This window comes from Bergeyella porcorum (assembly GCF_042427575.1).
Classification (GTDB): domain Bacteria; phylum Bacteroidota; class Bacteroidia; order Flavobacteriales; family Weeksellaceae; genus Bergeyella; species Bergeyella porcorum.
This window is the reverse complement of the sequence record NZ_JBHMFD010000009.1, coordinates 19,604-32,865: the sequence shown is the minus strand read 5'-3', so window position 1 is coordinate 32,865 and position 13,262 is coordinate 19,604. Positions and strand designations below refer to the sequence as shown.

Here is a 13,262-nt window from a genome sequence, read left to right as displayed (position 1 = left end):
AAGTGCAAAAATAATAATTTATTGAAAGAAAACGGTATGAAATGGTTGATAGTTGTTGGTCGTTTACTAATTGTTAATTGTCAATGGTTAATTGTTGAAAACTCAACACTCAATACTCAAAACTTGGAATTGGTTGATGGTCGTTTATTAATTGTTAATTGTCAATGGTTAATGGTTTTCAATTGTTAGAAAGCTAAAAAGCTAGAAGGTTAAGAGGTCTTTCTTCTTTCCTCTTTCTTCTTTCCTCAACAACTCAAAACTCAAAACACAAGTTGGTTGTTGGTTGTCTATTAATTATTAATTATCAATGGTTAATGGTTAATTGATGAAAACTCAAAACTCAGCACTTAGAACTTAGAACTGGTATGGGTATCAATTTAGTGGTCAAGGGGTATTAATTTAGTGGTTGAGGGGTATTAACTTAGTGGTCGAGGGGTATTAACTTAATGGTCGAGGGGTATCAATTTAGTGGTTGAGGGGTATTAATTTAGTGGTTGATGGGTATTAATTTAATGGTCGAAGGGTATTAACTTAATGGTCGAGGGGTATTAACTTAATGGTCGAGGGGTATCAATTTAGTGGTTGAGGGGTATTAATTTAGTGGTTGAGGGGTATCAATTTAGTGGTTGATAGTTGTTGGTTGCTGGTAGTTTCCCCTTCGGAGGCTAGGGGGCTGATTCAACACTCAACACTCAAAACTTGGAATTGGTTGATGGTCTTTTATTAATTGTTAATTATCAATGGTTAATTGTCAAAAACTCAAAACTCAGAACTCAAAAATGGTTGATAGTTGTTGGTTGTCGGTTGATGGTCTTTTTTTCTTTCTTCTTTGCTCTTTCTTCAAAATTCAAGAATAACATTATAACTTTTGCTCCTTTCGGGGAACAGGCGAACATTATAGTTACAGATTTACTAAAATATTTAACCAACAAAAATGATTTTATTAGTTATAGGTATTTGCTATGATTTTTATATCAAAGTGCCTCTTTCCAAAGTGTAGCAAATTGGATGAAATCTTCCACGGAAAGTTCCTCAGCTCGCTGGTCTAAAAACGGATGAGACTTCAAAGTTTCAGGAATGTTCAATACCTTCAGGGCATTAGAGAGTTTCTTTCTCCTTTGATTGAACCCCGCTTTTACAATTTGTTTAAATAAAACCTCGTTGCCTTCTAGTCCTGCCTTAGGATTTCGACTTAGGCGGATAACGCCAGACTTTACTTTAGGTGGAGGGTTAAAGACATTCTCGTGAACGGTAAATAGATACTTCACTTCATAGTATGCCTGTACCAATACGGATAAAATACCATAATCTTTGGTGCGAGGTACGGCAGCCGTACGCTCGGCAACTTCTTTTTGAAACATTCCCACCATCTCTGGAATCTCTTGGAAATGGTCCACAATCTTAAAAAGAATCTGAGAGGAAATATTATACGGAAAATTACCAATAACAGCCAATGGCTTTGGGGTGATGCTGGAAAAATCTGTTTTTAAAAAATCACCTACAAAGGTGGCATCTGTAATGGCACTGTAATGATTTTTTAGATAGTCAATAGACTCGGTATCTATTTCTGCAAGGTAGAGGGAGGTATCTTTTTCCAAAAGATATTTGGTGAGAACGCCCATCCCAGGGCCTACCTCTAAGACGCTATGGTATCCAAAGAAAGATAATCCATCTACTATTTTTTTTGCAATATTTTCATCTGTAAGGAAATGCTGCCCGAGGTGTTTTTTTGCCTTTACGCTCATAAGTATTTTGTTTATCAGGGATAATCCATCTGTTGTTCCTTTGGTTTATCAATGTTTTTTGAAATTCTAAATGCTTGTAAAACAAACTTTAATGGTTAATTTCATCACCAAAACGGAAGATTTTATAGGTTTTTTAACAGATTTTTTAACGCCAATTTCGGCAAATTTCGGAAGTTTTTTTCTATTTTAGCCAAAAATTTTATTTGATGTCAAAAACAGTTGATGATTTTAATAAGCGAAGACTCCGTTCCAGCAATATTACGGTGGTCATTTCCATTGCATTAGTATTGTTTTTATTGGGACTAATGGGGCTTATTCTTATCAATGCACAGAAATATTCGGATTATATCAAAGAGCAATTGGTAGTCAATGCTTATTTTGATGATAATTATGACCCCAAAGATTCAGCAAAAGTTGCTAAGTTAGAACAAGAAGCATTTCACAAAATTCAGGTGTTAGAACCTGTGAAGCGAGCAACTTATATTTCCCGAGAAATGGCTACAAAAGAGGCTAAAAAGAGTATGGGGATAGATAGCGATGCTCTTTTTGATGCTAATATTTTTCCGTCTTCTGTGGAGGTCGCACTGAAACCTGAGTATGTGGACCCAGCTAAGATAGATGATGCTTTGAAGCAATTGCAGGCAGTACCAGGGGTAGAAGAAGTGAAAAATAATAGCTCTCTGATGGTAGAGGTTTACAACAACCTTAATAGAATTTTAAAATGGATTTTAGGATTTTCTATTTTATTTTTGGTTTTGGCTGTGGTGTTGATTAATAACTCTATCCGATTGAAAATTTTCTCCAAAAGATTTATCATCAAGACAATGCAGCTGGTAGGGGCTAGAAGAAGATTTATCCTAAAGCCGTTTATTTTAGAAGCGGTATTATTAGGCTTAGTAGGGTCTGTTTTGGGATTATTGGCATTATTTGGCGTATGGTATTATTTTACACAAGAGATTGGTGAAGCCTTTATTCCTAGTGATGTGAAATACTTATGGTTGGTTTTATTGGTATTAGGTGTAGGGATATTCATCACCGTTATCAGTACCATTTTTGCAACTTGGAGATTCTTAAAAGCGAATATTGATAATCTTTATTATAACTAAAAGATGAAACAGCTAAAAGACGAATCTAAGACCTTTGGATTTTACTTCGGGAAAGATAATTATAAATGGATGCTCATCGGTTTAGGGCTTATTGCTTTGGGATTTGTACTGATGTTGGGAGCAGATGCCAATACCGTGGATGGCAAGTATGACCCTAACCAATGGAACGATGGTATTTTTTCTGTACTGAGGATTAGAATAGCACCGCTATTGGTGATTTTAGGATTTGCCGTAGAGGTCTATGCTATTCTGAAAAAACAGCGTTAATACAATAGAAATAATAGAATAACTTTGTTGAGGTTTTGGGTAAAAACTTCGGCAAAGTTTTGTTTTAATAAAGCGAAAAAATAAAGATGGATTTAATACAAGCAATTATCATTGCAATAGTAGAAGGGCTTACAGAGTATCTGCCCATTTCTTCCACAGCACATATGGGGTTTACAGCAGCTCTGATGGGAATGGAAGAAACAGAATACCTCAAAATGTTTCAGGTGTCTATACAGTTTGGAGCGATATTGTCTATCGTGGTGTTGTATTGGAAAAAGTTTTTCAACTTTTCTAATCTGAATTTTTACATCAAGCTAGCCTTCGCAGTGATTCCTGCTTTGGTATTAGGCAAGTTGTTTGATGATAAGATAGAAGCTGTTTTAGGTAATCAAATAGCCATTTCCACAGTACTGATTTTAGGAGGTGTGGTATTATTGTTTGTGGATGAATGGTTTAAAAATCCTAAGATAGATGATGAGAAGGAAATCAGCATAAAAAAAGCCATTATTATAGGATTTTGGCAATGTTTGGCAATGATGCCAGGGACATCGCGTTCTGCGGCATCTATCATTGGAGGGATGACGCAAGGGCTTAGCCGAAAAGCAGCTGCGGAGTTTTCATTCTTCTTGGCAGTGCCTACAATGCTTGCCGTAACGGTCTATTCAGTTTTTGTAAAAACTTGGGGCGAAGCCACAGGACACCCTCAGAAAGGTTATGAAATGATAATGGCATCGTCAGAAAATATTCAGGTCTTCATCGTAGGGAATATTGTGGCGTTTATTGTGGCGATGATTGCCGTGAAGACTTTTATTGCCGTGCTTACCAAATATGGATTCAAATTTTGGGGTTGGTACAGAATCATTGTGGGGATTGTACTATTGGTTTATTTTTATTCCACAAAATAATCGCTCATTTGCGATAAATTAATACATTTGAAACAATGATTATAGCAAGAAACATACATAAATATTACGGAGATTTGGAGGTGCTGAAGGGTGTAGATTTGCACATCAAAGAAGGAGAGGTGGTTTCCATTGTGGGAGAATCTGGAGCTGGAAAATCTACCTTACTTCAGATTTTAGGAACCCTAGATATTCCTTCGCATCCGTCTAAATATCAAACTGAAATTCAGATTGATGGGAAATCCTTTATCAATATGAAAGATAAGGAGCTTTCCAAATTTAGAAATGAAAATATAGGCTTTGTATTTCAGTTTCATCAGCTTTTACCAGAGTTTACCGCATTGGAGAATGTACTTTTGCCAATACGCATTGCGGGGAAGAATGAAAAAGATTATTTGGAAAAAGCCTTCAGCCTTTTTGAAGACCTTAATATCGCCGAGCGAGTGCATCATAAGCCTAATGAAATCTCAGGAGGGGAAGCACAAAGAGTGGCTGTAGCAAGGGCTTTGATTAATGCTCCTAAAATTATTTTTGCAGATGAGCCTACGGGAAATTTGGACTCTAAAAATGCCGATGATTTGCACCAATTGTTTTTTGATTTAAGGGATAAATACAACCAAACCTTCGTTATCGTAACACACAATAAAGAGCTGGCAGAGATTACCGATAGGAAACTGGTGATGAAAGATGGATTGATTGTTTAGAGGTTAGAAATTAGAGGTTAGAGTTTAGAAATTAGAGGTTAGAGTTTAGAAATTAGAGGTTAGAAGTTGGAGATTAGAAAATAGATTTTAAATGTTTGAAATATTTTAATGATTTAATCCTGACGCGATGTCTATAAAATTCCTAGCGGAAGATGACCGCCCGAGAGAAAAATTTATACTGAAAGGGAAAAATACACTTTCGGATGCAGAGCTTTTGGCAATCATCATCGGGAGTGGTAATAGAGATGAAAGTGCCGTGGAACTTAGCCGAAGAATTTTACAATCGGTGGGGAACAATTGGCATCAGCTCAGCAGATTATCCATCAAAGATTTAATGAAATTCAATGGAGTGGGAGAGGCGAAGGCTATTGCCATAGCAGCGGCTTTAGAAATAGGACGCAGAAGGGCATCGCAAGAAGTGGCAGAAAAAAAATCGTTAACATCTCCCAATGAAGCGTTTTGGTTTTTCAAACCTTACCTTTCAGATTTGCAAACGGAGGAAGTCTGGGCAGCTTTTGTGAATCAAAAAAATAAAATCCTTCATTTTTCTCAGATTTCTTCAGGGGGGATTTCTAGTTCGGTGGTAGATGTGCGGGTTTTGTTCAAAACGGCGTTAGACCATTTTGCAACGGGAATTTTCTTAGCTCACAATCACCCTGCAGGAAGTTTGCAACCGAGTGAGGAAGATATTAAAATCACCAAGCAGATACATCAGGCAGGTAAATTGTTGAATATTACCTTGATAGACCATCTGATTCTGAATCAGACTTCTTTTTTTAGCTTTTCAAATGAGGGATTATTATGATACGATGTTTGAAATATGACGAAATAGATTTTGAAAAGTATAACGATTGTATAACCCATTCGGCACAGTATCATTTTTCCGCCACACAGGCGTGCCTAGAGGTTTATGGAGCTTCGCATTGGGAGTTTCTAGTCTTAGAAGATTACCTAGCTGTGATGCCCATATACATTACCCGAAAATTGGGGGTTAAATTTGCAACAATACCTTTGGGTATACAGCAATTGGGCATATTCAGTAAGGAGGATTTGCCTCAATTGAATGAAGCATTTCTTGCTGAACTGAAACAGCGGTATCGCATTCATTATTATGCTTTTAACGAGAAAAATCAGTTTTTAAAATCCCAACTTTTACAGCGTAAAAATTATATTATTTCTAAAAATGCTTATGAAGCTATAAGGCAAAACTATACTTCTGATAGGAGAAGAAATGTAAGAATATTGCCCAAAAATCAAGGGAAAATAAGATTAGAATCATCTATTGATTTGGAAGAATTAAAGTCGTTTTTTTGTCAATATTCTAAAGGATTAGATGATAAAGCTAAAGCTATTTTGTTGGGTTTTTATCAAAAGTATTATGATAGTAATTTGCTGAAAATAAGAACGCTATATTACGATGGGGAAGTGGCAAGCATCGCCTTCCTTTACGATGATGGGCATACTGTATATTCCACTTCGCTTATCAACCATCCTGGGTATCTGAAAGAAAATTGCCCATCTATTCTTATAGATTTACTATTGCAAGAGTTTTCAGAATGTAGAAATTTTAGTTTTATGGGGAGCAATCAGCCGCAGATAGAAACTTTTTTTCAACGCTTCGGTGCTAGGCAGTATACCTACTCTGTGATGAGCCAAAGTAAACGAGAATTAATCAAAACACTTTTGAAATTATAATGTTAAATGTTTGATAATTAGTGGTTTTAATTTATTTTTGCTTAGTTGTGTTCCTCTTCTAAGCTACAGCTTGGAATAAATTATTTCGGCTAAGTTTATTTTTTACAATATATAGGATTATCCTTCACAATAAATTTCATATTTTTGCAGTCATAATTCAACTAACAATGAAGGAATTTTCTAAAGAAGTTTACCTAAAATGGTACGCAGATATGACGATGTGGAGAAGGTTCGAAGACAAGTGCCGTTCTCTTTATCTTAAACAAAAAATCCGTGGATTCTTGCACCTTTACAATGGTCAGGAGGCTATTCCAGCAGGTTTTGCCCACGCAATGGATCTCACCAAAGATAGTATGATTACCGCTTACCGTTGCCACATTCACCCTATGGCGATGGGCGTAGATCCGAAAAGAATAATGGCAGAGTTGTGTGGTAAAGCCACAGGAACTTCTGGCGGTATGGGTGGTTCTATGCATATTTTCAGTAAAGAACACCGTTTCTATGGTGGGCACGGTATTGTAGGAGGGCAAATTCCATTAGGAGCAGGGATTGCTTTTGCAGATAAATATTTTGATAGAAAAGCGGTGAATATCTGTTTCTTCGGTGATGGTGCTGCCAGACAAGGTTCACTTCACGAGACATTCAATATGGCGATGAATTGGAAATTACCTGTAGTATTTGTAGTGGAGAACAACCAATATGCGATGGGAACTTCCGTGAAAAGAACAGCCAACCACGAGGATATTTACAAACTAGGTCTTGGCTATGAAATGCCTTGCTTGCCAGTAGATGCTATGGACCCAGAGAAAGTAGCAGAGGCAGCTTATGAAGCTATTGAAAGAGCGAGAAGAGGTGATGGACCTACCTTTATAGAAGCAAGAACTTACCGATACAGAGGACACTCTATGTCGGATGCAGAGCCGTATAGAACTAAGGAAGAAGTGGCAATGCATAAAGAAGATGACCCAATAGAACTGGTAAAACAAAGAATCTTGTCCAATGGATGGGCTACAGAAGAAGAATTGGAAGCGTTGGATAATCAGTCCAGAGATTTTGTAGAAGAATGTGTAGAGTTTATGGAAAATTCTCCGTATCCAGATGCAGAGAAAATCTACGAGTATGTATATGCACAGGAGGATTATCCTTTCCTTGATAAAATTGAAAATCAGTAAAAACTAATTTGAGAATTGGATAATTTGAAAATAAGATAATTCTACAAGCAAGAGTGAACATCATTATTTCATTGCTTAATTTTTCAATCATCTAATTCCCTCATTAATATATTAAAATTATGGCAGAAATAATTACAATGCCTCGCCTTTCGGATACAATGACGGAAGGAAAAGTGGCGAAATGGCACAAGAAAGTAGGAGATGCCGTAAACGAAGGCGATATTTTAGCAGAAATTGAAACCGATAAAGCGGTTCAGGATTTTGAATCTGAAATTAAAGGAACCCTCCTATACATCGGGACAGAAGAAGGGAATGCCGCTGCGGTAGATTCTGTATTGGCAGTTATTGGCAATGCAGGTGAGGATATTTCGGCACTTATCGGTGGTGGGGCGGCTCCAAAAGCAGAAGCAGCACCAGTAGAGGCAAAAGTAGAGGAAACACCATCTTCAGAACCACAAGCAGTAGCCGAAGTTCCAGCAGGAGTGGAGGTGATTACAATGCCTCGCCTTTCGGATACAATGACGGAAGGAAAAGTAGCCAAATGGCACAAAAATGTGGGCGATGCTGTGAAAGAAGGCGATATTTTAGCAGAAATTGAAACAGATAAGGCGGTTCAGGATTTTGAATCTGAATTTAATGGGACATTGCTTTACCAAGGCGTTTCCGAAGGTGGAGCTTCTTTGGTAGATACCGTTCTTGCCATTATTGGACCTGCGGGAACAGATGTTTCTGCAATTGTAAATGGAGGAGGAGCTACTGCAAAACCTCAGGCTCAGACTCCAAAAACTGAAAATAAAGAAAAAGTTGTAGCATCACCTTCACCTTCACCTGCTTCTATCTCGGCTACTACTTCGGATAGAATTGCGATTTCTCCTTTGGCAAAGAAAATGGCTCAAGAAAAAGGAATTGATATTTCTACCTTGAAAGGGACAGGAGAAAATGGAAGAATCGTAAGAAAAGATATTGAAAACTATCAGCCATCGGCAACTAATGCAGTAGCAGCTAATGTTGCAGTAGCTCAGCCGGCTGCTCAGCAAGTGGCTATGAACTTTGTGGCAGGAGAAACAACAGAAACGCCAAATTCGCAAGTAAGAAATGTTATTGCAAAACGACTTTCTGAAAGTAAATTCTCTGCACCACATTACTATCTGATGGTGGAAATCAATATGGATAAAGCCATCCAAGCTAGAAAAGAGATGAATACTTTACCTGATACCAAAGTTTCTTTCAACGATATGGTCATCAAGGCAACGGCTATGGCATTGAGAAAGCATCCGCAGATTAATTCTTCTTGGGGAGGTGATAAAATTGTTCACCACGGTAATATCAATATCGGGGTGGCTGTGGCTATTCCAGATGGTCTGGTGGTTCCAGTATTGAAAAATGCTGATTTTATGAACTATAATCAGATTTCTGCATCGGTGAAAGACTTGGCAAGTAGAGCTAAAAATAAAGGATTGAAAGCCAACGAAATGGAAGGTTCTACATTCTCTATTTCTAACCTTGGAATGTTTGGTATAGAAACATTTACATCTATTATCAATCAGCCTAATGCGGCAATTCTTTCTGTGGGAGCCATCATAGAAAAACCAGTGGTAAAAGATGGACAGATTGTGGTGGGCAATACGATGAAACTTTCATTGGCTTGTGACCATAGAGTGATAGACGGAGCTACAGGAGCAGAGTTCTTGCAAACATTGAGAACTTACTTGGAGCAACCTCTAACAATGTTGGTATAACTTTTAATTGAACACTATTTTAAAAAACCATCTCATCCTCTGAAATGAGATGGTTTTATTATTTTTGTAGGGATTATTTTAGAAAACAATGTTTAGCAAACAAGAAGCACAACAGATAAAAAAGGAGTTTTGGACAGCGTTTGGAAAATCTTTTCCTCGTAAATGGATATTGTATGATACCAAGATTAAAGATTTCTCTTTTAAATTCTATGTGGATAATAAAAAAGCGGAAGTTTCCATAGATATAGAGATGAAAGATGAGTTGTTTCGTAATGCTTATTATGAAAAAATCTGGTCTTTGGAGGATATTTTAAAAGATTTTGTAGGAGCTTTTCATAAAGATGAATTTTATCCGTTGGATAATGGCAAGGTCATCAGCCGAATTTGGGTAGAGAAACACGGCGTTTCGGTTTTTAATAGAGATACTTGGAGAGATATTTTTGAATTTTTCTATGATGAGATGGATGGCTTCGAACGATTTTATTGGGAATATGAAGATTTTATTAAAGATATTTAATTTTACCCAATAATATATATGAATTAATATTTCATTTGAAAATTTTTTAGTTCTGGTGGCTAATGGCGATTTTCAAGTATTGATTTTCACAATTCAATTTTAAGTCTTACTTTTGGCTCGTATGGATTTAAATCGTTTATTCACCAATCAAAGAACAGGAAATCACGGGGCAACCAAGGCTTCAAGAACGGATTTCCAAAGGGATTTTGATAGATTAATTTTCTCATCAGCTTTCCGAAGGTTACAAAATAAAACGCAAGTGTTTCCTTTGCCAGGAAGTGTCTTTGTCCACAATAGATTGACGCACTCTTTGGAGGTATCCTCTGTAGGAAGAAGTTTGGGCAGCTTGGCAGGTGAGTTTATCGTGGAGCATTATGGGAAAGATTTGTCCGAAGAGGCAGAGAGTTTCTATCTCTATAATCTGAGTAATGTGGTAGCGGCAGCTTGCTTGTGCCACGATGTGGGCAATCCTGCCTTTGGTCATTCTGGGGAAGATGCTATTGCCAGTTTTTTTCAAAGAAATGAATCCGATTTAAAACAATATTTTACCGAAAAAGAATGGGCAGATTTAATCAATTTTGAAGGAAATGCCAATGCCATTAGGGTACTGACGCATCAGCAGCAGGGAAAAGACGCAGGTGGAACCCAACTGACGCATACCACCTTGGCAAGTATTGCCAAATATCCTTGTGAAGCGATTGCTAAGAAAAAAGGTGAATTGCATCGTAAGAAATTTGGATTTTTCCAAAACGAAAAAGAAACCTTTCTGAACATTGCCCAATCGGTAAATATGTTACAAGAAAATGAAGAGCCTACCATTTTTAGACGCCATCCTTTTGTATGGCTGGTGGAGGCGGCAGATGATATTTGCTACAATATTATAGATATGGAAGATGCCCATAGGCTGGGGATTGTGGCAACTTCGGATATTGAAAACCTATTTTTTGAACTGATAAAATCTGAAAATGCAGACACCCGAAGAGTGGAAGAGAAAATGGCGGTGCTTACCAATGCTAACGAACGCATTGCCTATCTCCGTGCTAAGGTGATTAATGCTTTGATTAATCAATCGTTTCAGATTTTTAAGCAAAATTTTGAAGCGATACTGGCAGGGACTTTGGAGGTGGCATTGCTGGATATTTACAAGAAAGGTAACCCTTCATTACAAGAGATAGAAAAATTTTCAATAGAGAAAATCTATGGTCATCGTTCTGTGGTAGAGATAGAAAATGCGGGGTATAATGTGATGTATGAGTTGCTCAATCATTTTGTATTTCCAATAATGAAACCAAAGGAAAGGCGAACTTCTTATGATAAAAAATCTTTACAACTGATGCCTCCCCAGTTTCACTATGAAGATGGCAGTACTTACCAGAAGGTTTTGGGCGTGTTGGATTTCGTATCGGGAATGACGGATAATTTTGCAACCGACCTCTACCGAAAAATAAAAGGAATAGATATCGGAATGACAATGTAGAAAAAAACAATGCTCAGACTATTGTGGTCTGAGCAAATTACTTTTAGAAACTATTATTCAAAGATTTTTTTAGGCTTGCCATCATCGCCTATGGCTACTAAGGTGAAATCTCCCGAAACGGCTTTTTCTCGCACATCGGCAAACATTTCTTCTATATAGATTTCCACATTTACTTTAATGCTGGTATTACCTACATATTTCACTTTCCCTATCAGCTCTACAATAGTATCGGCTGGGATAGGTTTTTTGAAATCAATTCTATCACAACTCACCGTAACGAAAGATTTTCTTGCAAAACGGGTTGCGGTCATAAAGGCAATTTCATCCATCATTTCCATTACTGTACCACCAAACATTGTATTGTGATGGTTGGTAATGTTAGGAAATACCACTTTAAATACTCTGGTAATTGAGCTCTGAATTTTGTCTTCGTAATTCATTTTTTATCTTATGTTAATTTTGAGTTTTTATTATAATCCCATTTTTTTGGCTTCTTGTTTTACAAAGGCGATGGCTTCGGTTTTATCATTAGCAATATCGCCTTCCAAGATGGCTTCTTTCACTTTTTCTTTTAAAATACCCACTTCACGCCCAGGTTTTAAACCGAACATTGCCATAATCTCTTCTCCTGAAACAGGTGGCTGAAAGTTTCTTATTTGGTCTTTTTCTTCCACCTCTTTGATTTTCTTAGCGACATAATCAAAGTTTTTCTGATATTTCCTTTGTTTGGAAGCGTTTTTAGTAGTGATATCGGCTTTACAGAGGATGAATAAATCTTCCAAATCCTCTCCTGCATCAAAGAGCAAACGCCTTAGTGCAGAGTCTGAAGCATCATCGGTAATCAAAGCGATAGGGCGGGAGGACAGCTTTACCATTTCCTGAACATACTTCATATCTTGATTGAGGGGAAGTTTAAGCCTTTGAAAGAGTTTTTTCACCATTTTGGAACCGAGAAACTCGTGTCCGTGGAATGTCCAGCCTGTTCCTTCTACAAATTTTTTGGTAGGAGCTTTCCCAATGTCGTGAAGCAAAGCTGCCCAGCGAAGCCAAAGTTTATCGGTGTTTTTAGAGATGTTATCCACCACTTCCAGTGTATGATAGAAATTGTCTTTATGGGTTTGTCCTTCCACTTCTTCTATGCCTTTCAGGGCGGTGAGCTCTGGGATGATTTTTTCTAAAAGCGTGGTATCATCCAATAGTTTTAGTCCGATAGAAGGCTGCTCTGAAAGCATAATTTTGTTAAACTCCACCATAATGCGTTCCATAGACACAATCTGAATGCGGTGGGCTTCTTTCTTGATGGCTTCCAAAGACTTAGATTCTATTTTGAAACCTAATGTGGAAGCAAATCGGATAGCACGCATCATTCTCAGCGGATCATCAGAATAAGTCTGATGGGGGTCTAAAGGGGTACGCAAGATGCCGTTTTGCAAGTCTTCCCTTCCATTGAAGGGGTCTATCAGTTCTCCAAAATTGTCTTTATTGAGAGAAATAGCCATTGCATTGATGGTAAAATCTCGGCGTTTTTGGTCGTCTTCCAAAGTGCCTACTTCTACCGATGGTTTTCGGCTATCTTCAGAGTAGCTTTCCTTTCTGGCACCTACAAATTCTAGCTCCAAATCATTATGACGAAACATCGCCGTGCCATAGGTTTTGAATACAGAAACTTTGAGTTTTGGATTGATGCTTTCGGCAACTTTTTGAGCGAGGTGAATGCCATTTTGCTCCGTTACAAAATCAATATCCGTAGGTGCTTTGCGTTTCATTAGTAAATCACGCACATAGCCTCCAACAACATAGACAGTCTGCCCCTGCTGGTGTGCTACTTCAGAAATGGTTTTAAATAATTTTAAATTTTTATTTTGATTAAGATTGATATGCATTATTTTGTTAAGGATTATGGAGATGTCCTTTATGTTTCTACTATTTAATATTGAT

At 37.4% G+C, this 13,262-nt stretch carries 13 protein-coding genes; 10 read left to right on the top strand and 3 right to left on the bottom strand.

Annotated features, from left to right (window positions below):
- Window positions 1-974: 974 nt before the first annotated feature.
- On the bottom strand, window positions 975-1,745 hold the full coding sequence (rsmA, locus tag ACFFUE_RS05730; RefSeq protein ID WP_376833420.1) for a 16S rRNA (adenine(1518)-N(6)/adenine(1519)-N(6))-dimethyltransferase RsmA: 771 nt from the start codon (window positions 1,743-1,745) through the stop codon (window positions 975-977).
- A gap of 206 nt (window positions 1,746-1,951) precedes the next feature.
- Here rsmA and ACFFUE_RS05725 point away from each other — a divergent pair, with 206 nt between their 5' ends.
- The 10 genes from ACFFUE_RS05725 (at window position 1,952) to dgt (ending at window position 11,324) form a co-directional block, all read left to right on the top strand.
- The gene (locus ACFFUE_RS05725) at window positions 1,952-2,851 is read left to right on the top strand and encodes a cell division protein FtsX (protein WP_376833418.1); all 900 of its coding nucleotides are present in this window, start codon (window positions 1,952-1,954) and stop codon (window positions 2,849-2,851) included.
- Window positions 2,852-2,854: 3 nt separating this feature from the next.
- Window positions 2,855-3,118: a DUF3098 domain-containing protein gene (locus tag ACFFUE_RS05720; protein ID WP_376833416.1), complete on the top strand. Its 264-nt coding sequence runs from the start codon at window positions 2,855-2,857 to the stop codon at window positions 3,116-3,118.
- An 86-nt stretch (window positions 3,119-3,204) separates the two neighbouring features.
- Window positions 3,205-4,023 (top strand): undecaprenyl-diphosphate phosphatase, encoded by an 819-nt coding sequence (locus tag ACFFUE_RS05715; protein WP_376833414.1) that lies wholly within the window; start codon window positions 3,205-3,207, stop codon window positions 4,021-4,023.
- 35 nt (window positions 4,024-4,058) lie between these two features.
- Complete coding sequence (locus ACFFUE_RS05710; protein WP_376833412.1) at window positions 4,059-4,724, top strand: ABC transporter ATP-binding protein; 666 nt, start codon at window positions 4,059-4,061, stop codon at window positions 4,722-4,724.
- Between the two features lie 127 nt (window positions 4,725-4,851).
- Entirely contained in the window at window positions 4,852-5,529 is a 678-nt protein-coding gene (gene radC, locus ACFFUE_RS05705; protein ID WP_376833410.1) for a RadC family protein, read from the top strand.
- Window positions 5,526-6,419, top strand: a complete 894-nt coding sequence (locus ACFFUE_RS05700) for a GNAT family N-acetyltransferase (RefSeq protein WP_376833408.1) — start codon at window positions 5,526-5,528, stop codon at window positions 6,417-6,419. Before radC ends, ACFFUE_RS05700 begins: the two co-directional genes overlap by 4 nt.
- Window positions 6,420-6,586: 167 nt before the next feature.
- Complete coding sequence (gene pdhA / locus ACFFUE_RS05695) at window positions 6,587-7,591, top strand: pyruvate dehydrogenase (acetyl-transferring) E1 component subunit alpha (RefSeq protein WP_327984325.1); 1,005 nt, start codon at window positions 6,587-6,589, stop codon at window positions 7,589-7,591.
- Between the two features lie 119 nt (window positions 7,592-7,710).
- Complete coding sequence (locus ACFFUE_RS05690; RefSeq protein WP_376833406.1) at window positions 7,711-9,330, top strand: dihydrolipoamide acetyltransferase family protein; 1,620 nt, start codon at window positions 7,711-7,713, stop codon at window positions 9,328-9,330.
- 88 nt (window positions 9,331-9,418) lie between these two features.
- Window positions 9,419-9,847, top strand: a complete 429-nt coding sequence (locus ACFFUE_RS05685) for a DUF4268 domain-containing protein (protein WP_327984327.1) — start codon at window positions 9,419-9,421, stop codon at window positions 9,845-9,847.
- 121 nt (window positions 9,848-9,968) lie between these two features.
- The gene (gene dgt / locus ACFFUE_RS05680; RefSeq protein ID WP_327984328.1) at window positions 9,969-11,324 is read left to right on the top strand and encodes a dGTP triphosphohydrolase; all 1,356 of its coding nucleotides are present in this window, start codon (window positions 9,969-9,971) and stop codon (window positions 11,322-11,324) included.
- Window positions 11,325-11,377: 53 nt separating this feature from the next.
- Here dgt and ACFFUE_RS05675 read toward each other — a convergent pair whose 3' ends face one another.
- Window positions 11,378-11,764 carry an acyl-CoA thioesterase gene (locus ACFFUE_RS05675; protein ID WP_327984329.1) on the bottom strand — a complete coding sequence of 129 codons (387 nt, stop codon included), beginning with the start codon at window positions 11,762-11,764 and terminating at the stop codon, window positions 11,378-11,380.
- Between the two features lie 30 nt (window positions 11,765-11,794).
- A complete protein-coding gene (locus ACFFUE_RS05670) occupies window positions 11,795-13,207 on the bottom strand; it encodes a CCA tRNA nucleotidyltransferase (protein ID WP_376833403.1) in 1,413 nt (470 codons plus the stop codon).
- Window positions 13,208-13,262 lie beyond the last annotated feature (55 nt).